Below are 26,982 nucleotides of genomic sequence, written 5' to 3'. Positions count from 1 at the left end.
GAGGTACGACGCGAGCCACGCGACGCCCTCGACGTCGAGGTGGTTGGTCGGCTCGTCGAGGACCAGCACCTCGTCGTCGCGCACGAGCAGCGCCGCGAGCGCCACGCGTCGCCGCTGCCCGCCCGACAGCTCCGCCAGCGGCGCGTCGAGGTCGACGTCCGCCAGCAGCCCGGTGTGCACCGCACGGATGCCCGCGTCGGACGCCCACTCGTGGGCGTCGGCGCTGCCGTGGACGGCGTCGAGGACGGTGCCGGGGCCGAGGTCGTCGCGTTGGTCGAGCAGGGCCACGCGCGTGCCCCCGAGGCGGGTGACGCGCCCGCCGTCGGGGTCCTGACGGCCGGCGAGCACGCGCAGCAGCGTGGACTTGCCGGCGCCGTTGGGCCCGACGACGCCGATGCGCTGGCCGTCGTCGACCCCGAGGCTGATGCCGTCGAGGAGGGTGCGGGTACCGAGGGTGAGGTGGACGCGATCGGCGCCGAGAAGGTGGGGCATGTTGTCCCTCAGCCTGCCAGGTGAGCCGCCACGGTGTCGAAGACGCCGCCCTGCTCGCGCCCGGCGGCGGCGAGCTCGGACGTCGCGGTCGACGTGGAGACGCGCGCGCCGTCGAGCCGCACGTCGTCAGTCCGCATCCGCTCCCGCGAGGACCTCACGGACCCGCACGCGCGCACCCATCCGCAGCACCGACCGCTCGTAGATCCGCGCCGCGATCGCGATCACCACGAGGCACGACGCCGTGAGCAGCGCGAGCGACAGCAGCGGCTCCCACCACGCCGCGTCACCGAGGAAGAGCCGCACCGGCATCGCCACCGGCGCGCTGAACGGCACGTACGACGTCGCCGTGAGCACCGGGGCGTTGTCGCTGAAGAACACGACGACGAAGTACGGGATCATCGTCAGCCAGATGGCGGGCTGCAGCACCACCCCGGTGTCCTCGATCCGCGAGACCAGCGACGCGCTCGCCGCGAACACCGCCGCCAGCAGGACGAACCCGACGGCGAAGAAGACGACGAACCACACGACCGGCGCACCGATCATCGTCAGCAGGTCGTCCTGCCCCGTGACCACCAGCCCGAGCACCGACACCGCGGCGATCGCGGCCGTCTGCCCGAGCGCGAGCGCCGAGTTGCCGAGGATCTTGCCCGCCAGCAGCGCGCGGGCCGGCACGGCCGACAGCAGGATCTCGACGATCCTCGTCTGCTTCTCCGTCACGGTGTTCTGCGCGATGGTCGAGCCGAACCCGATGGCCGACATCATGAAGACCAGGCCGAACGCGAACGTCACGACGTACCGGACGCCCTCGTCCGCCGCCGCCGGGTCGAGCAGCTCGACCTGCGGCGCCACCGTCAGCGCGTCCAGCAGCACCTGGGGGGCGCGGTCCATCGCGAGCACCTCGACACCCAGCGGACCGCTGCCCGGCACGACCGCCGCGTCGACGTCGCCGTCACGCACGGCCTGCTCGGCCGTGTCCCGGTCGGCGACGTCGGAGGTGGCCAGGCCGTCGGTCGTCGGCAGCACGCCCGCGACGGACGTCACGACGGCCACCGGGACGTCCTCGACGTCGCGGCCCGACATCACCGAGCTGACGACGATCGCCGCCAGGACGCCGACCAGCAGGATGGCGGTGGAGATGAGGAACGACTTCGTCCGCACCTGAGACGTGATCTCGCGCTCGGCGACGAGCAGCGCCGCGCGGCCCAACGAGGGGGGCGTCGGCGCGGGGGGACGGGCGTTCACAGGGCCACCTCTTCCAGCTCGGGCTCGTCGGCGACGACGTCGCGGAAGATCTCCGCCAAGGACGGGCGCAGCGGCGTGAACGCCCGCACCGGGCCACGCGCCAGGGCCGCACCCAGCACCTGCTGCGCGACGTCCGCCGGCGCCTCGAAGACCGCCGACCCGCCCGCGAGCTCGTCGACGCGCACGTCGGGCACGTCGCGGAGCCAGCCCATGTCGCCCTCGGCCACGATCTCGTGCCGGGCCCTGCCGTGCTCACGGCGCAGACCCTCGCGGGTCCCCGCGGCGCGCACCTTGCCGCCGGCGATGATGACCAGGTCGTCGCACAGCCGCTCGACGACGTCGAGCTGGTGGGACGAGAAGAGGACGGGCACGCCCTGCGCGGCCCGCTCGGCGAGCACGCCCTGGACGACCTCGACCGCCATCGGGTCCAGCCCCGAGAACGGCTCGTCGAGCACCAGGACGTCCGGGTCGTGGACCAGGGCCGCCGCGATCTGTGCGCGCTGCTGGTTGCCCAGGGACAGGCTCTCGACCGGGTCCTTGGCACGCGGGGTCAGACCCAGGCGCTCCACGAGCACCTCGGCCCGCCCCGTCGCGCCGTCACGGTCGAAGCCGTGCAGGCGCGCCAGGTAGGTCAGGTGCTCGACGAGCTGCATCTTGGGGTAGAGCCCGCGCTCCTCCGGCATGTACCCGAACCGCGTGCGCTGCGCGCCGCCCACCGGCACCCCGTCGATCGTGACCGTGCCGGCGTGCGCGGCCAGCACCCCGAGGATGATGCGCATCGTCGTGGTCTTGCCGGCACCGTTGCCACCGACGAACCCCGTCAGCCGCCCGCGCCCGACCGTGAAGCTCACGTCGTCGAGCACGAGACGGTCGCCGAACGACCGGCTGATCCCGTGCAGCTCGAGCATCGTCCCTCCCCTGCCACCTCCGCGCCCGGGTGCCCCGGGCGTCCACCGTCGACGGTAGGCGTCACGGCGGGGCGGCGGCTCCGGCCCCCGGCCGATCCTGCGTCTCCGTCCCGGGACGGAGACGCACGTCAGGAGGCCAGGCCGTGCTCGTGCGCGTACACCACCGCCTGCACGCGGTCCCGCAGGCCCAGCTTCGCCAGCAGGTTCGACACGTGCGTCTTGACCGTCGCCCGGCTCACGACGAGCTCGGCCGCGATCTCGTCGTTGTTCAGCCCGCGCGCGACGAGCGTGAGCACCTCCTGCTCCCGCTCGGTGAGCGGGACGGCGTGCCGCGGCGCCGGGTGCGTCGGCGTGCGCTCCCGCACGGCACGCGCGATGACCGCGCGCGTCACCTCGGGCGCGAGGAGCCCTTCGCCGGCCGCGGCGCGCAGCACCGCGTCCGTGAGCTGCTCGGGCCGCGACGTCTTCAGCAGGTACCCCACGGCGCCGGCCTGCAGCGCCTCGAGCAGGTAGTCCTCGCGGTTGAACGTCGTCAGGACCACGACGGCCGCGTGCGCGGCCGGGTCCGCGACGATGCGCCGCGTGGCCTCCAGGCCGTCCATGTCGGGCATCTGCACGTCCATGCAGACGACGTCGGGACGCGTCGCCCGCACGACGTCGACCGCCTCCGCACCCGTGCCGGCCTCGCCGACCACCTCGATGCCGGGGTGCGCCGACAGGATCGTGCCGATCCCCGCCCGCAGCAGCGCCTGGTCGTCCGCGAGCACGACCCGCACGCTCGTCGTCATCCCTGCTCCTTCGTCCCGGGGGCCGGCACCGCGACCCCGCCGTCGACCGGTGCCGCCAGCGGCAGCCGTACGCGTACCACGAACCCGCCGGAGCGCCGGCGGCTCGCCTCGAACGTGCCGCCGTCCGCAGCCGCGCGCTCGCGCATGCCGACCAGGCCCATGCCACCGGACGTGGCCGGGCGCGCCGGGCGCGCCGTCCCACCGTCGTCCGACACCTCCAGCTCGACGTCGTCGGTCGACCACCGCAGCCGGACCTCCGCCCGGGCGCCCGGACCCGCGTGCTTGCGGATGTTGGTCAGCGCCTCCTGCGCGATCCGGTACAGGTTGAGCGACGCCAGCGGCCGCAGCCGACGCGGCTCGCCCACCTCCTGGTAGGCCACCGCCAGCCCGCCCGCCCGCGCCTGCGTGACGAGGTCCGGCAGCCGGTCCAGGTCGAGCGACGCGAGCGCCTCCCCCGACGCGGGGGTCGCCCCGACCGTCACGCCGCCGTCACGCAGCATGCCGAGGATGCCGTGCAGCTCCTGCACCGCCTCCCGGGCGGCGTCCTCGACGTGCCCGAGGGCGTCGGCCGCGCGGACGGGGTCCGACGCGAGGACCGTGCGCGCGGCGGCGGCCTGCACGCCCATGAGCGACACGTGGTGCGCGACCGCGTCGTGCAGCTCACGCGCGAGGCGCAGCCGCTCGAGAGCGACCGCCTGCTCCTCGGCCCGGTGCCGCTCCACGACGAGCAGGTGGGTCCGCAAGTCCGTGCGGGCGCGCTCGCGCGCGGAGCGCCACGCGCGCTCCCCGAAGAACCAGGCGCCACCGAAGTACAGGACGTTCGTCAGCAGCTGCAGCAGCGTGAAGGACACGAACGGGGAGAGCACCCCGACCTGGTCCGGCATGTCCTTCGCGGTCTCCGGGTCCGTCGCCACCATGAACAGGGCGACGAACAGCCACACCATCATCGCGACCACGACGAGCCCGCGTGCGGCCGTCGCGCGCCGCCGGTCCGCCTCCCAGGCGCCGACCGTGTACAACGCGCAGAAGAGCGCGATGTTCATGACGAGCGTCTCGACCACGCCGAGCGCCTGCGCCGTGATGAACGCCGCCCCGACGACCACCACCACCGCGCTGGGCCACCGCCGGCGCACGGCGAGCGGCAGGGTCACCGCGGCCAGCATCAGTGCCGCGACCCAGCCCGCCGCCTGGTCGGGGTACATACCGGCCACCCGCACCAGCACCATGGACAGCAGCGCGCCGACGTACAGCGCACCTGCACCCAGCGCGTCCCAGCGCAGCGCGTCCTGCGGCGGGGCGGGACGCTCCCAGCCCGGCTCGTCCGGGTCCGACGGCAGGGGCGCCGCGACGTCGCCGCGCGCCAGGACGTCGAGCGCCGCGCTCGTCGCCGTCATCGCCGGCCTCGCGGTCGGGTCCTGCTCATGGTCACTCCCCCGCGACGACCCGGGCACCGGGGACGGGCCCGCTCGCCGTGAGCACGCGGTCCGCGACACCGGCCGCCGTGAACGCCGCCGCCACGGCGAGCGCGTGCTGCCGGCTGCGCGCGAGGGCCGCGACCGTGGGACCCGAGCCGGACACCACGACGCCCAGTGCGCCCGCGTCGGTCGCGACCGCCAGGGGTTCCGTCAGGCCCGGGTCCAGCTCGATCGCGGCACTCTCCAGGTCGTTGTGCAGGGCAGCACCCAGCGCTGCCGCGTCGCCGGCGAGCAGCGCCTGCATGAGGGGCACGTCCTCCTCGTCGCCCAGCGGCTCGACCTGGGTGCACAGGCCGTCGTAGGCCTCGTAGACCGCCGCCGTCGACAGGCCCCGGTCCTGCACGGCGAACGCCCAGTGGAACTCGCCGCGGCTCAGCGCGGGGGTGAGCAGGTGCCCACGTCCCTGGCCCACCGCCGTGTGCCCTACGAGCGAGAAGGGGACGTCGGAGCCCAGCTCGGCCGCGAGCTCCAGCAGGTCGTCGCGCGACAGGCCGGTGCCCCAGAAGGCGTCGCACGCGACCAGGGCCGCTGCCGCGTCCGCCGAGCCCCCGGCCATGCCGCCCGCCACGGGCACGCCCTTGACGAGGTGCAGGTGCACGGCGTCGTCGACGCCCGCGCGCTCCGCGACCGCGCGCGCGGCGCGCAGCGCGAGGTTCGACTCGTCCGTCGGCACCGCGTCGGCCTGCGGCCCGCTCGCACTGACGCCGAACACGTCGGCGGGGGTCGCGACGACCTCCTCGTAGACGGACACGGCCTGGAACACCGTCACCACCTGGTGGTAGCCGTCGCGCTCGCGCGGGCCGACGCGCAACGACAGGTTGACCTTGCCGGGGGCGCGCACCCGCACGGCACGGTCGGGCAGATCGTCGAAGGGGGTCAGCGTCACGGTGCCACTGTGCCAGGTCCGGGCGTCGCGGGCCGGGCGGCGCCGAGCGCCTCGGCGATGCGCGCGAAGCCCACGACGTCGACCTGCTCACCGCGCACCTGCGGGTCGAGGCCCGCCGCACGCACCGCCTGCTCCGCGGCGGCGGACGAGCCGGCGACGCCCGCGAGCGCGGAGCGCAGCATCTTGCGGCGCTGCGCGAACGCCGCGTCGACGACCGCGAACACGTCCTGCCGCGACACCGTCGCCGCCGGCGGCTCGCGCCGGTCGAGGCGCACCAGCGCCGAGTCGACGTGCGGCGCGGGCCAGAACACGGCGCGGCCGACCGTGGCCGTGCGGCGGGCCGACGCGTACCAGGCGACCTTGGCCGACGGGATGCCGTACGTGCGGCTGCCGGGAGGGGCCGCGAGGCGGTCCGCGACCTCGGCCTGCACCATGACGAGCCCGCGCTCGAGCGAGTCGAACCGCTCGAGGAACGTCAGCAGGACCGGCACCGACACGTTGTACGGGAGGTTCGCGACGAGGGCCGTCGGGGGCGGGCCGGGCAGCGCGGTCACCGTCAGGGCGTCCTGCGTGACGACCGTGAGCCGCGCGCGGCCGTCCGCGTCGCGCAGGACGACGGTGCGCGACGGGGCCGGGTGCGGCGCGGTGTCGGCGAGGTCTGCAGGCCGGCTCTCGTCGACGACGGAGAGGCCTGCGAGCCGGCTCTCGTCGGCGTCGGCGACGGTCAGCCCGGGGACGTGCGCGGCGACGGTCTGCGGCAGGAGGCGCGCCAGGACGGGGTCGATCTCGACCGCCACCACGTCGGCGCCGGCCTCCAGGAGGCCGAGGGTCAGCGACCCGAGCCCGGGGCCGACCTCCACGACCCGCTCCCCCGCCACGACGTCCGCCTGGCGCACGATCTTGCGGACGGTGCCCGCGTCGAGCACGAAGTTCTGGCCGAGCGTCTTGGTGGGTCGCACACCGGCGCGCTCCGCGAGCGCGCGGATCTCCGCAGGCCCGAGCAGGGTGATCGCCGACATGGCCCCCGAGCCTACGTCCCGCACACCCCCGCCCCGCACCACCCCGCCCGACCCCCACCCCGCCGCGAGAGAGCAATCCAGTCACCACCACCCCCACCCCGCCACGAGAGAGCAATCCAGTCATCAGCACCCCACCCCGCCGCCGAGAGAGCAATCCAGTCACCGAGGGCGAGCGAGCAATCGGGCACGCCCTGGGGACGGTGCGACTGGATCGCTCATTCACCGGGCAACGGGGCGACTGGATCGCACTCTCACCACACGGGGGGACTGGATTGCACTCTCACCACAGGAGGGGCGACTGGATCGCACTCTCACCCCGGGGTGGGGCGACTGGATCGCACTCTCACCACATGGGGCGACTGGATTGCACTCTCACCCCGGGGTGGGGGACTGGATTGCACTCTCACCACGGGAGGGGGATTGCTCTCTCACCCCATGGGGGTGAGAGAGCAATCCAGTTCTGCAGCGGGCGGGGTGCGTCAGCTGAACAGGTTCTTGCCGCAGTGCGGCCACTGCCCGGCGCCCGAGCGGTTGTAGAGCATCTTGGCGCGGGCCGTCTGCTCCTCGGCCGACGCCTGGGACGGCAGGCCGGCGCCGCCGACCGACTGCCACGTGGCGACCGAGAACTGGTAGAGCCCGTGGTACTTGCCGGTCGAGGAGACCGCGTCGACGCGGCCGCCGGACTCGCACCTCGCGAGCGCGGCCCAGTTCAGCGAGTCGGCGTCGCCGCCCGCGGCGATCGGGCCGGCAGCCGACGAGCCGGCGGACGAGCCGGACCGCGGCGCTGCGGGGGTCGGCGCGGGTCGCGCCTTGGTCCCCACCTGGACGACCTCCTCGACGGGGGCCTGCGTGACGCCCTCGCTGATGAGCGCGCGGGACTCCTCGACGCCGTCGACGGTCGTGACGCGGTCGACGACCGTGTGCACGCCGGGCACGCCGGCCTGCGCGACGACCTTCTGGCCGACGAAGCGCGTGGCGTCGTCCTCGGTGCGCGACGTGAAGGGGACCTCGGTGGTCGTCGCGACGTCCTGCACGACGACGCGCTGCACGACGAGCTGCACGACGCCCTCGGCGCTGCGCTGGACCTTGACGCGGTCGAGCGGCTGCAGCGCGACGCCCGTCTCCTCCAGGACCGTGCCGACCGTCGCGTCGGCGTCGGGCACGTCGAGGACGGTGCCGTCGACGAGGACCTCGGCGCGGCCGCTCACGGCGAGCTCCAGCGGCAGCTCGACGCGCTCCGCCGAGCGGGACGCGAGGAGGGCGACGTTGCCGGCGCGGTCGGCGAGCGTGTCGAGCGCCTCGTCGGCACTGAGCGCGGTGCTCCAGACGACCTGGCGGGTGCCGTCGAGCTCCACGACGAGCGCGGTCGCGTGCCGGACGACGATCTGCGCGCCGTCGGTCAGGGCTCCGCTGTGGGACACGGTGTCGTGCCCGCTGACCTCGATGTCCTGCGCGTCGAGGAGGCCCTCGACGGAGCCGGCGAACGTCGAGACGGTCTCCACCTCGCCGTTGACGTCGAGCTCGACGGTCTTGTGGGCCTGCGCGTAGGCGCTGCCACCGGCGGCGACGACCAGCACGGCGGTGCCGGCGGCGATCAGCGGCCAGCGGCGGCGGGAGACGGGGGCACCCGCGTCGGGTGCGGTGTCGAGGTGGGAGGCGCCGGCGGAGGTCGCCGACGAGGTCGGACCGGTGTGGCGGGTCGAGAACTGCACGAGGCTCCAGCCGTCGTCGATCCCGGGCACAGGGAGACGTGGGCCGCGTCGCGGCGCGTGAGCACCGTGGGCGTCCGCACGACGGAGGGTCCCCGATCCCGGCGGTCTCGGCGGGCGCAGCTTGCGGCCACCGTGGTGTCACCGCACGAGGATCGACGACCCTCCGTGCAATGGCGACACGCGACCGTAACGGAATTGTGACGCGAGATCCAACCCCTGCGGCATGAGAGCCACGTCACGCGAAACGGTTCGTGGGGCACCGGCGCGCCCCGCCGGCGGTACGCGAGAGGTCAGTACCAGCCCTTGGCCTGCGAGTGCGCCCACGCACCGCACGGGTCGCCGTACCGGCCGGAGATGTACCCCAGACCCCAGGAGATCTGCGTCGCGGGGTTCGTCCGCCAGTCCGCACCGGCCGTCGCCATCTTCGACCCGGGCAGCGACTGCGGGATGCCGTACGCCCCGGAGGACCGGTTCTCGGCGTTCCAGCGCCAGCCGCTCTCCTTGTTCCACAGGGACAGCAGGCACGCGAACTGGTCGTCGCCCCAGCCGCGCTCGGCGGCCATCGCCTTGCCCATGGCCTGCGCCGTGCCCGGCTCGACGGCGACCGTCGAGGGGTCGGGCAGCTCGGCCGTGCCGACGTGGACCACCTGGTCCACCGCGGGCACCGTCACGACCGACGCGAGAGGAGTGCGGCCGACCACCACGCCGCCGACGACCTCCAGCGCGTACGTCGTCGTGCGCTGGCCCGCCCGGCCCTTCGACTTCACGACCTTGTTGCCCTTGACGAGCAGGGGGTCCTCGACCTCGCGCACCTCGAACGGCACGGCCTCGGTCACCGTCTCGCCCGACGTCGCCGCGCGCGTGACCATCACGACGAGCCCGTCGACCGCGGCGGCGTCCAGCGGCACCGAGACCTGGTCGGCCTCCTCGAGCACGAGGCCGATCTCCCGCAGCGCGTCGCGCACGGTGGACCCGCTGGTGACGCCGTCGATGACCTGACCGTCGACCACGAGGTGCACCGTCTTCTGTGTCGAGACGCGCAGCACGTCGCGGCCCACGGCGGCCGAGCGCGACGCCGACAGGCGCACGCCGTCCCGCAGCCCGAGCTCCTCGACCGCCTCCCCCACGGTCAGCGCCGTGGTCCAGACCTTCTGCTCCCGGCCGTCGACCTCGACGGCGATCTCGCGCCCGTGCCGCACCACGACCTGCCCGGTGCGCCCGACCGCCTGGTCGAGCCCGGGCGCGACCAGGTCGCCGTCCGCGACCTCGACGCCTCCGGCCTCGAGCACGTCCGCCACGGTGCGGCCGAAGGTCTGCACCTGCACCTGCGTGCCGTCGACGTCGACGGTGACGTCCTTGTGCATCGCGGCGAACGCACTGGTCCCGCCCGCGACGAGCGCGAGCACGACGGCCTGTGCGGCGGTGCGTGCGGCCCGGTCGCGCGCGCGTGCCGCGCGACGGCCCGGCACCTGCGGGTGACCGGTCACGATGTCCTTCGGGTCTGCGGGAGGGACGCTGCCCTGAAGCTCGTATCGGCACCGCGTCGTGCGTCCTTGACGGGTCGCACCCCCCGGTGCCGGACCGACCGTAGCCGATCCGTGACCTCCGCGGCCACCGGTGGGTTCGTTCCCGCGCACCTCACCACGGGCCGTACACGCGCGTCGCCACGTCGCTGACCTGCGCACACACGTCCTCCAGGGGCCGCCCGGTCGCCTCCGCCACGGCCCGGACGGTCCCCGGCAGGAGGTACGGCGCGTTGGGCCTGCCCCTGAACGGGTGAACGGTCAGGTACGGCGCGTCCGTCTCGACGAGCACCAGGGAGGCGGGCAGCACGCGCAGGGCCGCTCGCAGGTCCTCGTTGGCGGGGAACGACACGGGCCCGGCGAACGAGCAGTACCAGCCCTCGTCCGCGCACACGCGGGCCAGGTCGACCCCGCCGGAGAAGCAGTGGAACACCGTGCGCTCCGGCGCGCCGTCACGGCGCAGGACGTCGACGACCTCGTCGTGGGCGTCGCGGTCGTGGATCTGCAGCGCCAGCCCCAGCTCCTTGGCCAGGGCGACATGCGCCCGGAACGCCTCGCGCTGCACCGCACGTCCCCGCTCCCCCGCACGGAAGAAGTCGAGCCCCGTCTCGCCGATCGCCCGCACCCGCGGGTTGTCCCGCGCGACGTCCGCGACCGCCGCGAGCGCGTCGTCCAGCATGACGTCGTGGCGCGGCTGCGGGTCCGGGTCCAGCCCGTCGGGCGCGACCTCGCGCACGCCGGCGTGCAGCACGGCCTCGTTGGGGTGGATCGCCACGGCCCCCAGCAGGGCCGGGTGCTCCCGCACCACCGCGTCGGTCCAGGCCACGGCCTCCAGGTCGCACCCGACCTGGACCATGCGGGTCACCCCGACCGCGGCCGCGCGCCCCAGGTGCGCGGCCAGGTCCGGGTGCGCCGCGGCGTCGGCCGGGTCCCAGCCGTCCGCGCGCCACCCGACGACCGACTCCAGGTGCGTGTGGTCGTCGACGACGGGCGCCGGCAGCGGCTCCGGCGCCGGGGGCCAGCCGGTCTCGCGCTTCCTGCGTGCCACGGCCTCAGGCCTGCCGCAGGCGCTCGAGCTCCTCCTCGACGATGGCGTCGTCGAGCTTGGTGAACACGGGCGTCGGCTTGTCGATCCGGGTGCCCGGCACGATCGCCTTCGGCTGCCACGTGCCCCGCACCGAGGTGTAGTCGCCCGTGATGACCGGGTAGTGCCGCGAGTCGTCGTCGAGGTCGGTGACCTCCTCGATGCGCGGCTGCGGCGAGAACGTCCCCGTGCCGCCCAGCGCCTCGTGCACCGCCTGCGCGCTGTGCGGCAGGAACGGCGCGAGCAGCGTGTTGAGGTCGCTGACCGCCTGGGTCGTGGTGTGCAGCACCGTGGCCAGGCGGTCCGGGTCCGTCTTGAGCTTCCACGGCTCGGTCTCCGAGACGTACCGGTTGGCCTCGCCGACCACCCGCATGGCCTCCTGCAGCGCCTGGCGCTGCCGGTGCGCGCCGACGAGCTCGCCGACGCGCCCGAACGCGGTGGTGACCTCGGCCACCAGCGCCTCGTCGACGGGCTCGCGCCGGCCCGGCGTCGGGATCTCGCCGAAGTTCTTGTGCACCATGCTCGCGGTGCGGTTGACGAGGTTGCCCCAGCCCGCGACGAGCTCGTCGTTGGTGCGGCGCTTGAACTCCGCCCACGTGAAGTCGACGTCCTGCATCTCCGGCCCGGCGACCGAGATGTAGTAGCGCAGCGCGTCGGGCTGGTAGCGGGCGAGCATGTCGCGCACGAGGATCACGCGGCCGCGCGACGTCGAGAACTGCTTGCCCTCGACGTTGAGGAACTCGCTCGACACGACCTCGGTCGGCAGGTTCAGCGACCCGTACGCGCCGGGCGCACCGCCGCGCGCGCCCTTGCCGTCGTAGCCCAGGAGCTCCGCCGGCCAGATCTGGGAGTGGAACGTGATGTTGTCCTTGCCCATGAAGTAGTACGACAGGGCCTCGGGGTCGTTCCACCACTGGCGCCACGCGTCCGGGTCGCCGCTGCGGCGCGCCCACTCGATCGACGCCGACAGGTACCCGATGACCGCGTCGAACCACACGTACAGCCGCTTGGTCGGGTTCTGCTCCCAGCCGTCGAGCGGCACAGGGATGCCCCAGTCGATGTCCCGCGTCATGGCACGCGGACGCACGTCGTCGAGCAGGTTGAGCGAGAACTTCAGCACGTTGGGACGCCACCCGGTGCGCGTGCGCAGCCAGTCGCCCAGCGCGTCGACGAACGCGGGCAGGTCGAGGAAGAAGTGGTTCGACTCGACGAAGCGCGGTGTCTCGCCGTTGATCTTGCTCGTCGGGTTGATGAGCTCGATCGCGTCGAGCTGGTTGCCGCAGTTGTCGCACTGGTCGCCGCGCGCGCCGTCGTAACCGCAGATGGGGCACGTGCCCTCGATGTAGCGGTCGGGCAGCGTGCGGCCCGTCGACGGGCTGACGGCGCCCATGGTCGTCTTCTCGACCATGTACCCGTTCTTGTGCACGGTGCGGAACATCTCCTGCACCACCGCGTAGTGGTTGCGCGTCGTGGTGCGCGTGAACAGGTCGTACGACAGGCCCAGCGCCGTGAGGTCCTCGACGATGACGCGATTGTACCGGTCCGCGAGCTCCTGGGCGCTGACGCCCTCCTTGTCGGCCTGCACGAGGATCGGCGTGCCGTGCTCGTCGGTGCCCGAGACCATGAGCACGTCGTGCCCCGCCATGCGCATGTACCGGCTGAAGACGTCCGACGGGATGCCGAAGCCGGCGACGTGACCGATGTGGCGGGGGCCGTTCGCGTAGGGCCACGCGACGGCCGACAGGATGCGGGACATGCGTCGATCCTAGGTGCGGCGGTCCTCGCCCTCGTCCTCTTTCCCATCCACCGGTCCGGGCTCCGGCGGGTCCTCCGGCGCGTCCACGTCGTCGCGCCCGCGGCGGCCGCCCAGGTCGACGAACCGGGCCGACGGGTCCGAGACGTCCCACGCGCGCTCGTGCGCCTCCTCCTCGTCGAGCCGCAGCGCCTCCTCCCCGGCGATCGCCTCGGCCTCGACGGACATGCCGTCCTCGGCCGCCTCGGCCAGCGTCGGCGGCAGACGACGCTCGGGCTCGGCACCGTCGCCGGGCGGGGCGTCGACGTCGTCGGTCTCGTCGCGGGGGCGGATCCGCAGCGGCTGGGTGTCGTCCGGCTCGAAGGGCTGCTCGCGGGACGGCCAGACGACCACGGGCTCGGCCCAGCGGTCCGGCGCGCCGTCGTCGGGCGGCCCGTCGGGGTGCGGGTCGACGCGCTGCCCCGGGACGGTGCCCGTCCGCGGGGGCGTCACCGGCGCCTCCGCGACGGCGAGCGCGCCCGCCCGGCCCGTGCGCGCGGGCGGCACCGACGGCGGCGGTCCCTCGGGCGGGCGCGCCGCCGCGCGCCGGCGCGGGGCCGGGCCGTCCTCGCCGTCGGAGGGTGGCGGGGTCACGGGCGTGAAGATGAGCGCGCACAGGTCGCGGTACGTCGCGTCGGGCCGGGCCACCCAGTTGATCTGCCGCAGCGCCTGGTCCTGGCCGGCGGACTCGAGCAGGAACTGCCCGTAGCCCAGCATCTGGCCCGGCACCGACCGCGAGTACCGCATGTCGGTGACCTTCATCAGCGGCATCATGCCGACCTGGTGCGTGACGAGGCCCGTCAGCAGGAGCATCCGCTTGTCGGTCGCGACGAACCACTCGACGCGCCACACCAGCAGGTACCAGGCGAACCGGCCCAGGGCCGCGAGCCACAGCCACCACACCGCGAGGACGCCGTCGCCGAGCGTCGGCTGCAGCACGTACGTGAGCCAGCCGCACACGGCGAAGACCGCGGACGCGGACAGCGCGGGCTCCAGCAGGCGCGCCCAGTGCCGGCGGGTCGCCAGCACGACGCGCTCGCTGGGCAGCACGTACCGGCGCAGCAGCCGGTGCGACATGACGATGCGCGTCGCGTGGTCCGTCGTCACCTCGTCACCTCGTCCGGCGTCAGGAGGCCAGGTTGTCGAAGAACCGCGCGAAGCCGGTGAACGCCCCGTAGATGAAGTCCCAGATGGCGCGCACGACGTCGGCGGCCTGGTCGGGGTTCGTCACCACGGCGTAGATGAGGAAGATCACGACGATCCACATGAGGATGCTCTTCGCTCTCGCGGGCATTGGTCGGCCTCTCCGGGTCGCTCGTCGTCGCGTGGTCGTGGTGCTCAGGTCGTCACCGCCGTCGTCGTCGTCCGGTCGGTCACCGGGGGCCCACGGGTGCGGGTCACCGGACGGCGCACACAGTACCGATCGGGACGATCCACCCGTAGCGGCCACGCCGGTCGCAACCGGACTCTCAGCGGCGTCTCACGTGACGCCGGGCGTCAGCCGACCGTGACGCGCAGGATGCGGTCGTCCCCCGCCACCGGAGTGCCGCGCCCGTCGGTGTTGTTCGTCAGCACCCACAGCGACCCGTCGGGCGCGACCTCGACGGCCCGCAGCCGGCCGTGCTCCCCTGCGAGCAGGGGCTGCGGGGTCCCGACGCCGGCGGCGTCCGACGCGGGGTCGTCCAGGGCGGACGCGTCGACGGGCCGCAGCGGGACCCGCCACAGGGTGCGTCCGCGCAGGCCCGCGAGGTACACGCCCTCGTCCGTCACGGCGAGGCCGGACGGCGACGCGTCCGACGTGGCCCACACGGCGACCGGGTCGGTGAACCCCCGGTCCGCCCCGCCCCGCCCCTCGACCGTGGGCCAGCCGTGGTCCGCACCCGCGCGCAGCACGTTGAGCTCGTCCCAGGTGTCCTGGCCGAACTCGGAGGCGAACAGCCGGCCGTCCGGCGCCCAGCCGATGCCCTGCACGTTGCGGTGCCCGCGGGTCCACACGGGCGACGACGGGTCGGGGTTGCCGGGCGCCGGCGCCCCGTCCGTCGTGACGCGCAGGACCTTGCCGCCGAGGCTCACGGGGTCGGGCGCGACGCCCGGCGTGTACGTGTCGCCCGTCGTGACGTACAGGTGGCCGTCCGGGCCGAGCTCGACGCGGCCGCCGTTGTGGTTCCAGCCACGCGGGATGCCGTCGAGCAGCACCCGCGTGGGGCCGAGCGTCGTCCCGGCGAGCGTCGCACGCAGGACGCGGTTGTCGCGCGCGGCCGTCAGGTAGACGACGACGTCGACGGACCCCGTCGCGGCGTCGTCCCCGGGTACGACGGTCACGCCGAGCAGCCCGCCCTCGCCGCGCGGGGCGGTCAGCGCGGCGATCTCCTCGGCGCCGGGGCCCGTCACGTCCGTGACCGTCCCGTCCCCGCCGACGACCACCAGACGCGCCTCGTCGCGCAGCGTCACCACCGCGCGGCCGTCCGGGAGGAACGCCAGGCCCCACGGTGCGGCCAGGCCCGTCGCGACGTCGTGGACGGACGTGACGGCCACCGTCGGCACGTCGCGCACGACGGGCGCGGGCGCCGTGGGCTCCGCCGAGGGCGGGGCGGCGGTCGGCGACGGCGCCGCGGTGGCCGTGGTCCGCGACGGCGCGGGGGTGGGCGGGTCCGGGGTGCAGCCCGCGAGCGCGGCACCCGCGAGGCCGACGCCCGTCAGCGCGGCCACCAGCCCGCGCGCGGGTCCGCGGCGACGTCCCATGGCACCACTGTGCCGCGCGGGCCCCACCCCGGCGCGCGCACGGTGCAGGATGGCGCCATGGACGACACGACGAGGCCCCCCACGCGCGCGCTGATCGTCGTGGACGTGCAGCCGACGTTCTGCGAGGGCGGTGCGCTGGCCGTCGACGGCGGCAACGCGGTCGCGCACGCCGTCGCCGACTACGCGGCCGCGCACCGGGGCCGCTACGCGCTGGTCGCGACGACGCAGGACTGGCACGTCGACCCGGGCACCCACTTCTCGGACACGCCCGACTACGTCGACACCTGGCCGCCGCACGCCGTCGTCGGCACGCCCGAGGCCGAGCTGCACCCGGCGCTGGCGGACCTGCGCCCCGACGTGAGCGTCCGCAAGGGCGAGTACGCGGCGGCCTACTCCGGCTTCGAGGGCGTCGACGCCGACGGCCGCCCGCTGGCCGACCTGCTGCGCGACGCGGGCGTCACCGACGTCGACGTCGTGGGCATCGCCGAGTCCCACTGCGTGCGGGCGACCACCCTCGACGCGCTGACGGCCGGGCTGCGGGCGCGCGTGCTGACGGACCTCACGGTCCCGGTGACGCCCGAGCAGGGTGCCGCCGCGCGTGAGGCGATGGCGGCCGCGGGCGCCGAGCTGGTCGACTCGCGCACCCTGTGACGCCGCGCGGGCTCAGGGGGTCCGCGACGCCAGGGCCGCCGCGTACAGGTCGCGCTTCGGCACACCGGTCGCCTCGGCGACCTCGGCGACGACCGTCTTGAGCCGCTCGCCCGCGTCGACGCGGGCCCGGACCTCGGGCACGAGGTCCGCCACGTCCCGCGGGCCGTCGGCCGGGGCGCCGCCGACGACGAGCACGACCTCGCCGCGCACCTCGCCCGCACGCGCCCACGCGGCCAGCTCGGCCAGCGGGCCGCGTCGCACCTCCTCGTAGGTCTTGGTCAGCTCGCGGCACACCGCCGCCGGACGGTCGGCACCGAACGCGTCGACGAGCGCGTCGAGCGCGTCCGCGACACGGTGCGGCGCCTCGAACAGCACGATCGTCCGCCGCTCGGAGGCGAGCGCCGTCAGCGCCCGGGCGCGGTCCCCCGGGCGCCGCGGCAGGAACCCCTCGAAGCAGAACCGGTCCGTCGGCAGGCCGGACAGCGCGAGCGCCGCCAGCACGGCGCTCGGGCCCGGTGCGACGGTCACCGGGAGCCCTGCGGCCACGGCCGCCTGCACGACCCGGAACCCCGGGTCCGACACGGTGGGCATCCCGGCGTCGCTGACGACGAGCACCGTGCCGCCGCCGGCGACGACGTCGAGCAGCTCGTCCGCGCGGTCGGCCTCGTTGTGCTCGTGGTGGCTGACGACGCGCCCGCCGATCGTCACCCCCAGCCGGGCGGCGAGCGCGCGCGTGCGGCGCGTGTCCTCCGCGGCGACGACGTCCGCGTCGGCCAGGAGGCGGCGCAGGCGGCCGGAGGCGTCCTCGGCGTCGCCGATCGGGGTCGCCGCGAGGACGAGCGCCCCGCCACGCACCGAGCGGGCCGGCGGCACCGTCGCCGGCGCGGTGACCGCGGGACGGTCCGTGAGGTCGGGCGCCGCGTCGTCGACGGGGTCCTGGACGGGCTCGGCGGGCGGTGTCACGGTCACCGTCCCAGCCTGCCACCACCCGCGGGGACCCCCGCCCGGGCGGCGCGCACCGGCCCGCGTCCCACCGGCCGGGCACGCCCGGATCGCCCCCTTCCGGGTACCTCTACGATGGCCCGGTGCCGACCGACGGAGACGACACCGAGCGCGTGCCCAGCGGCCCGGGCGCGACCCCGCACACCGCCGCGGACACGCTGCCCGCCGCGGCCGGGGACCGGCCGGGCACCGCGGCGACCCCGGCCGGCACCGCCGACCCGGGGACGACCACGGGCGACCCCGCCGCGCTCCCCGAGGATCCCGTCGCGCCCCCCGAGGAACCGCACGAGCGGCGCCTGCTGGACAGGCTGCTCGGGGCCGGCACGCTCGCGCTCGACGCGACACCGCGCGCCCGCCTGAACGGCTGGCTGTGGGCGCTCGCCGTCACGGCGCTGGCGGGCTTTCTGCGGCTGTGGAACCTCGGCCGCCCGCACTCGCTGGTGTTCGACGAGACGTACTACGTCAAGCAGGCCTACTCGCTGCTCGTGCGCGGCTACGAGGCGTCCTGGGGCGAGGAGCCGAACGCGGCCTTCGAGGCCGGCGACACGAGCATGCTCGGCACGGACCCGGAGTACGTCGTCCACCCGCCGATGGGCAAGTGGATGATCGCGCTCGGCATGCGGCTGGGCGGCGGGGTCGAGAGCTCGTCCGCGTGGCGTCTGGCCGCCGCCGTGTGCGGCACGCTCGCGGTGCTGATGATCGCGCGCATCGCGCGCCGGCTGTTCGCCTCCACCGCGCTGGGCACCACCGCAGGGCTGTTCCTCGCGCTGGACGGCCAGGCGATCGTGCAGTCGCGGGTCAGCCTGCTCGACCCGTTCCTCATGTTCTTCGCGCTGGCCGCGTTCGGCTGCCTGATCCTCGACCGGGAGCAGGCACGACGACGCCTCGCGGTCCGGTCCGCCGCGGTCCTCGACGCCGGCGGCACGCTGGGCTGGGGCCCCGGCCTCGGGTTCCGCTGGTGGCGGCTCGCGGCGGGTGTCCTGCTCGGCCTGGCGATCGGCACCAAGTGGTCGGGCCTGTACTTCCTCGCGGTCTTCGGCCTGCTCACCGTGATGTGGGACGCGACGGCGCGTCGCAGCGCCGGTGTGCGCCCGTGGGTGCGGGCCACGCTCGTCAAGGACGCCGTGGTCGCGTTCCTCGTCATGGTGCCCACCGCGCTGCTCACCTACCTCGGCACGTGGGCCGGGTGGTTCGCGACGGACGGCGGGTGGAACCGGCACTGGGCGCAGGACAACCCGGGGCAGGGCGTCACGTGGCTGCCCCCCGCGCTGCGGTCGCTGTGGGCGTACCACCAGGACATGTGGCGGTTCCACAACGGCCTGGAGACGCCGCACGGCTACGCCGCCGGCCCGCTGGGCTGGATCGTGCAGTGGCGGCCGACCTCGTTCTTCTACCCGCCGGAGGTGTCCGGGCTGACCGGCGAGGCCGCGCAGCGGGCGTGCGGCGCCGAGTCCTGCTCGCAGGCGATCGTCGCCGTCGGCAACCCGCTCATCTGGTGGGCGGGTGCCGCCGCGATCCTCGTGGCCCTGTTCTGGCTGGTCCGCTACCGCGACTGGCGTGCCGGCGCCGTGCTGTCGGGCGTGGTCGCCGGGTGGCTGCCGTGGTTCGCGTACGCGCACCGCACGATCTTCGCGTTCTACACCGTGGCGTTCGTGCCGTGGGTCGTGCTGACGCTCGTGTACGTCCTCGGGCTGCTGGTGGGGCCGGCGGTCGGCGATGACGGGACCGACGGCGACCGTCGCGCACGGCGCTGGACGATCGCCGCGATCGGGGTGTTCGTGGCTCTCGTCGTGGGCGTCGGGCTGTTCTTCTACCCGGTGTGGGCGGCGTTCGTCATCCCGTGGGAGCAGTGGCACCTGCGGATGTGGCTGCCCACCTGGGTCTGACGTCAGGCGTCGTCCCAGCTGCCCTGCGGGGTGTGGTGCCAGGCGAGGCCCAGCCGGTCCCAGTGCCGGCCGTGCGCGCGCAGCCGCGCGGTGAAGTCGTCGAAGTCCCGGCGGTCCGGCGCGCTCCACGCCACCTCGGCGACCGCGGCGAGCCGCGGCAGCAGCATCGTCGTCAGGTCGTCCAGCGTGCGCAGCGTCTCGGTCCACAGGCCGGCCTCGACGCCGACGACCGCGTCGGGGGGCAGGTCCTCGACGAGCTCGTCCGGCTCCCAGTCGTACGCGTCGCGCAGCTCGACGTGCCCGGCCCACTCCTGCCCGAGCGGGAACCCCGGGCGGTACTTCATGTCCAGGTACACCTTCGATGCCGGTGACATCAGGAGCCGCGCGCCGGCGCGCGCCGCGGCGACGAACGGCGCGGGGTCCACGCGGGTGTCCCAGTACTGCACGACCGTCCCCGCGGGCAGCTCGGCGACCGACGCCACCTCCTGCCAGGCGACGACGCGCTTGCCGTGCGCGGTCACGGCGGCCGCGGCCGACCGCACGAGGCGCTCGTACTCGTCCGGCGCCATCGTGAGGACCTCGTCGCCGCCGATGTGCAGGTACCCGCCCGGCGTCATGTCGGCCAGGTCGCCGAAGACGTCGGCGAGGAACGCGTGCGTCGCGGGCAGGTCGTCGTGCAGGCGCGAGAAGCCCACCTCGATGCCGAGGTACTCGTCGGGGGCCCGCCCGTCGGGGTTCAGCTCGTCGTACGCGTGCAGCGCCGCGTTGACGTGCCCCGGCACGTCGATCTCGGGCACGACGCGGATCGCGCGGGCCCGGGCGTACGCGAGGATCTCGTCCCAGTCGGTGGCCGAGTAGTACCCACCGGGGTCGCCGCCCACGGAGTGCGCGCTCGAGCGTCGGACGAGCTCGGGCCGCGACGGCAGGTCCAGGCGCCACGCCTGGTCGTCGGTGAGGTGCAGGTGCAGCACGTTGAGCTTGTAGTGCCCCATGAGGCCGATGAGGACCCTCAGGTCCGGCACGCTGACGAAGTGCCGCGCGACGTCCAGCGACAGGCCGCGCCACGGGTACCGGGGGGCGTCCTCGATGCGGACGGCGTCGACCTGCATGCCGCCGTCCGCGCGCTCGCGCAGCAGCTGGCGCAGCGTCACGACCGCGTGGACGAGGCCGTCGGTGGTGCGCGCCTCGAGGCGCACGCGCCCCTGCCCCACGACGACCCGGTACGTCTCCGGGCCGGGCGGCAGGTCCTCGACGAGCCGCATCCGCACGACCCCCGGGGCGTCGGGCTCGGCGTACCGGATCTCCACGGCACGCCCGCTGACACGGCCGAGCAGGTCGGCGGTGAGGACCGCGACGGGCACGAGCTCCTCGTCCGCGTCCACGACGACGACGGTGGACCGCGTGATGACGAACGGCGCCTGCGAGGACGGCTGGACGACGAGCGGGACTGGCACGATCGCGAACGCGTCGGACACGGCACTCCTCAGGACGGGCGACGTCACCCCAGCGACGGCAACCTACCCCGCCGGAGACCCAATCAGGACGAAGCGCCGCAAGGTGCGTCGGGTCACAACCTGCGCTTTCGACGAGCGGACTGCGCCGAGGTGCCCTAGTTTCCTCGCAGACCGGTCATCGGTCCTGACTTCTGAGGAGTGGACATGGGTATCTCCGGCATCATCAGTGCCATCGTCATCGGTGCGATCATCGGGGCGCTCGGCCGCCTCCTGGTGCGCGGCAAGCAGAACATCTCGATCGTCGTGACGATCATCATCGGGATCGTGGCGGCGCTCATCGGCACGTGGCTGGCGCAGCAGGTGGGCGTCGCGGTCACCGACGGCATCGACTGGATCGAGATCCTCCTGCAGGTCGTCCTCGCGGCGATCTTCGTCATCATCTACGCGAGCTGGGCCGGCAAGCGCCGCTGACCAGCGGGCGACCAGCACGGACGCGAGGGCCGGCACCACGGCGCACGACGCCGGGTGCCGGCCCTCGGCACGTCCGGACGACGCCGGGCGCGGGCGGGGCGCGTCAGGCGTGCACGCCGGCCGCGTCGAGCGTCGCGCTCGCGGGCACCTCGCCCCCGTCGCCGACGAGCTCGGCGTCACCGACGACCCGCACGTCCGGCCCGAAGGTCCACCGGCCGCGCACCTTGAGCGACGTCGCGGCACGCAGCGACGGCACGTCGGGCACGAGCGCGTCGAAGCCGCCGACGAGCGCGTAGTGCGCCGGGTCGAGGTCCACGAACGGCGCGGGGACGGCGGCGACGAGGCGGTGCGCGTCGTCCTCGTCGTACACGTCGGAGCGCAGCACCAGCAGGTCGTTCGTCGTCTTGACGGGCAGGAACCGCTCGCGGCCCACCTCCAGCACCGCGGCGCCGTCGAACACCTCGATCGCGGCGCCCATGGCGGACTCGATCTGCACGACCTTCGGGGACGTCCTGTCCGTCGGGTCGACGTTCTTCTCGTTGCGGATCAGCGGCAGGTCCAGGACACCGCCCGTGCGGTCCAGCTCCGCGGCGAGCGCCTCGAGGTCCAGCCACAGGTTGTTGGTGTTGAAGTAGGCGTGCGCCGCGATGTCGGCCGCGGCGTCGGCGTCCTCGGGCGCGGTCTGCGCGGACTCCCGCAGCACGATCCGCCCGTCCGAGCGCCGGACCACCAGGTGCCCGCCCTTGCGGTCCGCCGGGGTGCGGCGCGCGACCTCGGCGGCGAACGGCGCACCCGTCGCCGCGAACCAGCCCGCGACGCGCGCGTCGGGCGTCGCACCGAGGTTGTCGGAGTTGGAGACGGACGCGTAACGGAAGCCGGCGTCGAGCAGTGCCGTCAGGACGCCCGAGGAGTACAGCGCCGGGTACAGGTCGCCGTGGCCGGGCGGGCACCACTCGAGCGTCGGGTCGGCGGGCCAGTCGACGGGCGTCAGCCCGTCGACCAGCAGCTTGGGCTCACGGTTCTGCAGGAAGTCCAGCGGGACCCCGTCGACGGCGAGCGCCGGGTGGGCGGCGAGCGCGGCGAGGGAGTCGTCGCGGGTCCGGAACGAGTTCATGAGGACCAGCGGCAGGCGCGCGCCCGTGTTCTTGCGGGCCGCGAGGACCTGGTCGGCGATGACGTCGAGGAAGGTGCGCCGCCCGCGCACGGGCAGCAGCGACTTCGCGCGGTCCATGCCCATCGACGTGCCGAGGCCGCCGTTGAGCTTGATGACGGCCGTGCGGGCGAGCGCGTCCGCCGCGGCGGCGTCGTCGACCTCCAGGGTGTCCAGGTGGGGGACGTCCGTCAGCGGGTCGACGTCCGCCTCACGGACGATCCCCGTGCTCCCGGACTCCAGGAGACCGTAGAACCGGGAGAACACGTCGACCGCGGCGGGGGGCACGTCGGCGTCACGCATCTTGCGCTGGGCGAGGGCGAGTCCGTTCATGCGTCGACGTTAGCGGCGAATCGGTCACCCGCTGCGGTGACCCCGCTCACAGGGGCCTCGCCGTCACACAGCGTTCACCTGCGCGTTCGCGGGCGTGCGGCGGGGAGTCGCCGGTCAGTGCGGGCTCTCGCCCGCGCGGCGCACCGGCGAGGGCGGCCGCGGCTGTGTCCACGCTCACAGGGCGGGGCCGCCGCAATCGCCGTGCTTCGCACCGAACGCCCGGGGATCGGTCACCCGGGCGCCGACGCATCGGGCGTGCGCGCCGGCCGATCGGGCAGGCGACCCCGACGAGGAAGCCCTGATGTCTGCGCCGATGCCCCGCACCTCCGCCCTGTCCCGCCTGCTGACGGGCGCCGTCGTGGCCGTCGGCGCCGCCCTGGCGGCCACGACCGCCCTGGTCCCCCTGCCGGCGACTGCCGGGCCCGCCGTGCGTGAGGCCCAGGTGCGCGACCTCCCGACGGGTGACGGGCGCGCGGCGGGCGTCGCCGACCGGGTGCTGTCGGGTGGAGTGCTGCGGGCGGAGGAGTCGATCGCGGTCGGCGACGTCCGGCTGACGATGCGCGGCGACGGCGACCTCGTGCTGACGCGCGCCTCGGCCGTGGTGTGGCGGACGGCGACGACGACCCCCGGCGCCCACGCGGCGGTGACCCCGGCCGGCGACCTGCAGGTCGTCACGGGTGGCGACGTGCTGTGGAGCGCGGGCGCGGCGTCCCCGGGTGCCCGTCTGGTCGTCAAGGACCACGCGCGGGTGTACCTCATCTCGACCGCGGGTGCGAGCGTCTGGTCCACCCCGACCCCGGCCGCCCCGAAGGTGCCGGCGGTGGTGACGCTGCCGCTTCCTGCGCCGCTGCCCCGGCCGCAGCTGCCGGGGGCCGGGGGCACGCGGCCCGACGGCGAGGGCGAGCGCGTCCACCGGACGGCGCTGCGGGACCGGCCCGCGTACGCGGACCCCGCGGGCGACGCGGCCGTAGCGGCCCGCGCTGCGCGCGCGTCGGGCCGCACGGCCGACGCGGTGCTGCTGGAGAAGGCCGCCGGTCGCGGCACCGCCCGGTGGCTGGGCCCCGCCGACGACACGACGCGGGTGCGGGCGTACGCCCAGGCGGCGGCCGCGGCCCGGGCGACGCCGGTGTTCGTCACCTACGCGATCCCCGACCGCGACTGCGGCAGCCACTCCTCGGGCGGCATCACGACGCCGGACGGGTACCGCGCGTGGGTCGACGCCGTCGCGGCCGGGATCGCGGGATCGCGGGCCGTCGTCGTCGTCGAGCCCGACGCGCTGCTGCACCTGGACCGGTGCGGCGACAGCACCGAACGCCTCGACCTGCTGCGGTACTCGGTCGGCGCGTACGCCGGCGCCGGCGCGGAGGTGTACCTGGACGCGGCGTCGAGCAACAGCTTCGGCTGGAGCACCCGTCACCTGACCGACATCGCGCAGCGCCTGCGCGCCGCGGGCGTCGACCGGGCGGCCGGGTTCGCCGTCAACACGTCGAACTTCCAGACCAGCGCCCACGAGGTCGCCTACGGCACGTACGTGTCGACGCTGCTCGGTGGGGCCGCGTTCGTCGTCGACACGTCCCGCAACGGCAACGGCCCGCTGGCCGGGCCGACCGGCACGGTGTGGTGCAACCCCGAGGGGCGCGCGCTCGGGCACCCGCCGCGGGCCACGGGCACCGGACCGCACGTCGCCGACCTGTGGCTCAAGACGCCGGGCCGGTCCGACGGCGCGTGCAACGGCGGGCCGGCCGCGGGCAGGTTCTGGGAGGCGTACCTGCTGGGGCTGAGCGCACGGGCGGGCTGGTAGGGCGGGCCCTGCGCCACCGCACGGGACGCCCGTGCCGCGTGCCCGCCGTCCGGCGGGCACGCGGCCGCACGAGTGCTCAGGCACCCCAGACGTGGTAGGCGACGCCCTCGTAGGTCCAGTTGCGGTCGTTGGCGCGGATGTGGTCGGCCTCGCCCTGGTCGGCGGTGAAGAAGTGCTTGCCGAAGGCGGGGCTCCAGAAGCGGTGGAGCGGGGTCGTGCCGGCGGCCGGGGAGGCGGCCGCGCAGTACGCGACGCCCTCGTAGCTCCAGTTCCGGTCGTTCGCGACGATGTGCGCCTTCTCGGACTCGCTCTTCGTGAAGAAGTGCGACTGGAAGACCGGCGAGTAGAAGCGGTGGACCGCCTCGCCCTGCGTGCACGTGCCGTCGACCAGCGGGGCCCCACGGAACGCGACACCCTCGTACTGCCAGTTGCTGTCGCCGCCGATGATGTGCGCCGCCTCGGCGTAGCTCGTCGTGAAGAAGTGGGCGTTGTCGAACCGCGGGCTCCAGAACCGGAAGACGGCGCCCGGTGCGGAGCAGTCCAGCGTGGTGGAGACCGGGATGCCGTCCTCCTGGTTGTCGCCGATCGCGTAGCGGACCGTCGCCACGTCGCCCTCGGCGATCGTCATGCCGTCCCCCTCGTCGGGGTCCATGAGCCACAGCTCGGGGACGCTCTCGAGGTAGAGGATGTCCTCGAAGCTGTACCCGAACTCCTCACCGGAGCTCGGGCGGGTGATCGTGGCCCGCTCGCCGCCGATGTACATCAGGCCGTCACCGACCGACCAGGGCGTGCCCGCCTTCATCGTGGAGTAGACCGCGGCGGCGACGCCGCCGTCGGCGCACACCGTGCTGATGCCGAGCTGGGTGGCGAACTGGTCGCTGCTCGTCGGAGCGGTGAAGCCGTCTCCCGGGCTGGCCTCTCGACCGACCGGGGCGGCCGCGGCGGTCGACGCACCGAGCGCCAGCAAGCCGACGGTGAGCACCGCCGTTCCCCACATCTTCGTCCCACGTCCGTCTGCACGTCGATCGTTCACTGGGGGCCCCTCGCCGGGTCGCGGGCAGCGTGTGCGCGCCACCGGCCACGCGTCCACGCGATGTGTCCGGAAACTATCAGCGCGCGCCTCGCCCCATGAGGCGAACGAGAGACCCGTTCGGATGAGACCGCCGCCTCCCCCGCACCGTGGCCACGGGGCGGCAGGGACGCCCACCCCCGGAAACGCCAGCAGGCCGGACCCTGAGGGTCCGGCCTGCTGCTGATGTCCTGCGACATCACAGGGTGGAGCTGAGGGGATTCGAACCCCTGACCTTCTCATTGCGAACGAGACGCGCTACCAACTGCGCCACAGCCCCTTGAAGCGGGGATCACACTAGCATCACCGCGCCCCGCTGCGGAAACCGGGAGCACGCCCCACGACCGTTGCGGCGCACGTCACACGCGCCGCCGGGACGAGGGCTACTGGCCGGCCGCGCGGCGGCGCGCCAGCACCGCGTTGAGGTCGATGCTGCCGGTCGTGACGGCGGCGGGCTCCGACTCCGCTGCGGGCGCGGTGTCCGCGGTCGTCGGCGCGTCGGCGGGGCGGCGGGCCGTCGACGCCTCCGCGTCGGCCTCCCCCAGGGGTGCGGGCTCGCGGCGTGGCGCCGGCGCCTTCATCGTGTACGTCGGCTTCGGCACGCGCACGGGCGACCACTCGGAGTCCTGCTCGTCGCCGGCGCCGTCCTGGGCGGTGCCCGCGGCGCGTCGCACCACCGGCACCTGGCCGGTCGCGTGCCGCGCCGGGCCTGCGGACTCGCCGCGGTCCTCGACGATCCGCTCGAAGACCTCGGTGTGCGCGTCCGACGGCCGGACCGCGTGACCGGTCACCAGCGGCACGGGGGCACCGGGGTCGGCGGTCACGGCGGGCGTCGCGCCCGTGCGCGGCCGCACGACGGCCGTCGCACCGGTGCGCGGACGCGCGGCGAGCCGCTCCTCGCGCTCGATCGTCCGCGCCCACTGCGCGTCGGCGGCATGACCGGCGATCACGGCACGCCGCCCGAGGACGACGACGGACGCGAGCAGCACCGTCGGGACGGCGCCGACGACCCACGTCACGGCGGGCGCGACGCCCGCCATGACCCAGCCGGCGACGGACGCGGCGACGAGGACGGCCGCGAGCAGCCCGCGGCGGCGCGCGGCGGCCCCGCGACGGGCAGCGGACGCCGCCCGGGCGGCACGCGCCTGCGCGAGCCGGCGTGCGGCCTCGGCGGAGATGCGCTCGGGTGTGGCGTGCGGTCGATCCACGGTGGTGCCTCCTGTCAGCGTGCCGACGTACGCCGTCGGCACCCCCGTCCCCGGGGTCAGCAGTGCCGACGTGCTCGGTCCCCACATCCCGGCCGCCGCAGCCCCGCGCCCCAGCCGGCGGCGCGTGCTGCTCGCCACCGCGACGACGCGCAGACCCGCGGAGAACCGGTCGTCGGCCCGAGCCTCCAGCAACCGTTGACGGTGCCGCAGGTGGTGCGGCACCAGATACGCCGCCCACAGACCCACGAGCGCGAGCGCTGCGGGGCCTGCGAGTTCATTCACGTCACGACGGTA

The 26,982-nt window shown here is 74.8% G+C and carries 23 protein-coding genes, 1 tRNA gene and 1 pseudogene; 4 read left to right on the top strand and 21 right to left on the bottom strand.

Translation table 11 applies throughout. From position 1 onward, the window contains the following. Positions 1–9: 9 nt before the first annotated feature. The 15 genes and pseudogenes from NP075_RS19140 to NP075_RS04395 form a co-directional block, all read right to left on the bottom strand. Positions 10–492 (bottom strand): annotated as a pseudogene (locus tag NP075_RS19140) (ATP-binding cassette domain-containing protein); the annotation flags it as partial. An 8-nt stretch (positions 493–500) separates the two neighbouring features. Continuing rightward, complete coding sequence (locus NP075_RS04460) at positions 501–629, bottom strand: hypothetical protein (protein WP_255629338.1); 129 nt, start codon at positions 627–629, stop codon at positions 501–503. Further along, positions 619–1,734, bottom strand: coding sequence for an ABC transporter permease (locus NP075_RS04455; protein ID WP_227564104.1), 1,116 nt, complete (start codon positions 1,732–1,734; stop codon positions 619–621). Before NP075_RS04455 ends, NP075_RS04460 begins: the two co-directional genes overlap by 11 nt. Then, on the bottom strand, positions 1,731–2,642 hold the full coding sequence (locus tag NP075_RS04450) for an ABC transporter ATP-binding protein (RefSeq protein ID WP_227564103.1): 912 nt from the start codon (positions 2,640–2,642) through the stop codon (positions 1,731–1,733). The genes NP075_RS04455 and NP075_RS04450 overlap by 4 nt, the downstream gene beginning before the upstream one ends. A gap of 128 nt (positions 2,643–2,770) precedes the next feature. Then, positions 2,771–3,430, bottom strand: a complete 660-nt coding sequence (locus NP075_RS04445) for a response regulator (protein WP_227564102.1) — start codon at positions 3,428–3,430, stop codon at positions 2,771–2,773. Next, complete coding sequence (locus NP075_RS04440) at positions 3,427–4,824, bottom strand: sensor histidine kinase (RefSeq protein WP_227564101.1); 1,398 nt, start codon at positions 4,822–4,824, stop codon at positions 3,427–3,429. The genes NP075_RS04445 and NP075_RS04440 overlap by 4 nt, the downstream gene beginning before the upstream one ends. A 31-nt stretch (positions 4,825–4,855) precedes the next feature. Then, positions 4,856–5,791 (bottom strand): 4-(cytidine 5'-diphospho)-2-C-methyl-D-erythritol kinase, encoded by a 936-nt coding sequence (locus NP075_RS04435; protein WP_227564100.1) that lies wholly within the window; start codon positions 5,789–5,791, stop codon positions 4,856–4,858. Continuing rightward, positions 5,788–6,810 carry a ribosomal RNA small subunit methyltransferase A gene (locus NP075_RS04430; protein WP_227564099.1) on the bottom strand — a complete coding sequence of 341 codons (1,023 nt, stop codon included), beginning with the start codon at positions 6,808–6,810 and terminating at the stop codon, positions 5,788–5,790. The genes NP075_RS04435 and NP075_RS04430 overlap by 4 nt, the downstream gene beginning before the upstream one ends. Before the next feature lie 479 nt (positions 6,811–7,289). After that, positions 7,290–8,552, bottom strand: coding sequence for a resuscitation-promoting factor (locus tag NP075_RS04425; protein ID WP_227564098.1), 1,263 nt, complete (start codon positions 8,550–8,552; stop codon positions 7,290–7,292). Between the two features lie 260 nt (positions 8,553–8,812). Continuing rightward, positions 8,813–10,009, bottom strand: a complete 1,197-nt coding sequence (locus tag NP075_RS04420) for a resuscitation-promoting factor (RefSeq protein ID WP_227564097.1) — start codon at positions 10,007–10,009, stop codon at positions 8,813–8,815. Between the two features lie 151 nt (positions 10,010–10,160). Next, positions 10,161–11,093 (bottom strand): TatD family hydrolase, encoded by a 933-nt coding sequence (locus NP075_RS04415; RefSeq protein WP_227564096.1) that lies wholly within the window; start codon positions 11,091–11,093, stop codon positions 10,161–10,163. Positions 11,094–11,097: 4 nt separating this feature from the next. Continuing rightward, entirely contained in the window at positions 11,098–12,885 is a 1,788-nt protein-coding gene (gene metG, locus NP075_RS04410) for a methionine--tRNA ligase (RefSeq protein ID WP_227564095.1), read from the bottom strand. A 9-nt stretch (positions 12,886–12,894) separates the two neighbouring features. Further along, on the bottom strand, positions 12,895–14,028 hold the full coding sequence (locus NP075_RS04405) for a PH domain-containing protein (protein ID WP_227564094.1): 1,134 nt from the start codon (positions 14,026–14,028) through the stop codon (positions 12,895–12,897). 19 nt (positions 14,029–14,047) lie between these two features. Next, positions 14,048–14,215, bottom strand: coding sequence for a hypothetical protein (locus NP075_RS04400; protein ID WP_227564093.1), 168 nt, complete (start codon positions 14,213–14,215; stop codon positions 14,048–14,050). Between the two features lie 203 nt (positions 14,216–14,418). Further along, a complete protein-coding gene (locus NP075_RS04395; protein WP_227564092.1) occupies positions 14,419–15,663 on the bottom strand; it encodes a PQQ-dependent sugar dehydrogenase in 1,245 nt (414 codons plus the stop codon). Between the two features lie 57 nt (positions 15,664–15,720). Here NP075_RS04395 and NP075_RS04390 point away from each other — a divergent pair, with 57 nt between their 5' ends. Next, complete coding sequence (locus tag NP075_RS04390) at positions 15,721–16,314, top strand: isochorismatase family protein (RefSeq protein ID WP_227564091.1); 594 nt, start codon at positions 15,721–15,723, stop codon at positions 16,312–16,314. Positions 16,315–16,326: 12 nt separating this feature from the next. On the opposite strand, the gene rsmI is transcribed toward NP075_RS04390, so the two are convergent. Continuing rightward, on the bottom strand, positions 16,327–17,187 hold the full coding sequence (rsmI, locus tag NP075_RS04385) for a 16S rRNA (cytidine(1402)-2'-O)-methyltransferase (protein WP_227564121.1): 861 nt from the start codon (positions 17,185–17,187) through the stop codon (positions 16,327–16,329). A 212-nt stretch (positions 17,188–17,399) separates the two neighbouring features. On the opposite strand from rsmI, the gene NP075_RS04380 reads away from it, so the two are divergent. Then, a complete protein-coding gene (locus NP075_RS04380) occupies positions 17,400–19,202 on the top strand; it encodes a dolichyl-phosphate-mannose--protein mannosyltransferase (protein WP_227564090.1) in 1,803 nt (600 codons plus the stop codon). A gap of 2 nt (positions 19,203–19,204) precedes the next feature. Here NP075_RS04380 and NP075_RS04375 read toward each other — a convergent pair whose 3' ends face one another. Continuing rightward, the gene (locus NP075_RS04375; RefSeq protein WP_227564089.1) at positions 19,205–20,677 is read right to left on the bottom strand and encodes a beta-N-acetylhexosaminidase; all 1,473 of its coding nucleotides are present in this window, start codon (positions 20,675–20,677) and stop codon (positions 19,205–19,207) included. 183 nt (positions 20,678–20,860) lie between these two features. On the opposite strand from NP075_RS04375, the gene NP075_RS04370 reads away from it, so the two are divergent. Then, the gene (locus NP075_RS04370) at positions 20,861–21,127 is read left to right on the top strand and encodes a GlsB/YeaQ/YmgE family stress response membrane protein (protein ID WP_227564088.1); all 267 of its coding nucleotides are present in this window, start codon (positions 20,861–20,863) and stop codon (positions 21,125–21,127) included. Positions 21,128–21,230: 103 nt separating this feature from the next. Here the strand turns inward: NP075_RS04370 and NP075_RS04365 are convergent, their stop codons facing one another. Continuing rightward, positions 21,231–22,610, bottom strand: coding sequence for a UTP--glucose-1-phosphate uridylyltransferase (locus tag NP075_RS04365; protein WP_227564087.1), 1,380 nt, complete (start codon positions 22,608–22,610; stop codon positions 21,231–21,233). A gap of 301 nt (positions 22,611–22,911) precedes the next feature. Here NP075_RS04365 and NP075_RS04360 point away from each other — a divergent pair, with 301 nt between their 5' ends. Continuing rightward, positions 22,912–24,411, top strand: a complete 1,500-nt coding sequence (locus tag NP075_RS04360; protein WP_227564086.1) for a glycoside hydrolase family 6 protein — start codon at positions 22,912–22,914, stop codon at positions 24,409–24,411. A 76-nt stretch (positions 24,412–24,487) separates the two neighbouring features. Here NP075_RS04360 and NP075_RS04355 read toward each other — a convergent pair whose 3' ends face one another. The 3 genes from NP075_RS04355 to NP075_RS04345 all read right to left on the bottom strand — a co-directional run bounded on the left by NP075_RS04355 (position 24,488) and on the right by NP075_RS04345 (position 26,970). Beyond that, positions 24,488–25,393 (bottom strand): hypothetical protein, encoded by a 906-nt coding sequence (locus NP075_RS04355; RefSeq protein WP_227564085.1) that lies wholly within the window; start codon positions 25,391–25,393, stop codon positions 24,488–24,490. Positions 25,394–25,687: 294 nt separating this feature from the next. Further along, positions 25,688–25,760: transfer RNA gene (locus tag NP075_RS04350), tRNA-Ala, on the bottom strand. Positions 25,761–25,863: 103 nt separating this feature from the next. Continuing rightward, complete coding sequence (locus NP075_RS04345; protein ID WP_227564083.1) at positions 25,864–26,970, bottom strand: hypothetical protein; 1,107 nt, start codon at positions 26,968–26,970, stop codon at positions 25,864–25,866. Positions 26,971–26,982: the final 12 nt, after the last annotated feature.

Origin of the sequence: Cellulomonas wangsupingiae, from assembly GCF_024508275.1 — a bacterium.
Classification (GTDB): Bacteria; Actinomycetota; Actinomycetes; order Actinomycetales; family Cellulomonadaceae; genus Cellulomonas; species Cellulomonas wangsupingiae.
This window is presented reverse-complemented; position numbering and strand designations above follow the sequence as displayed.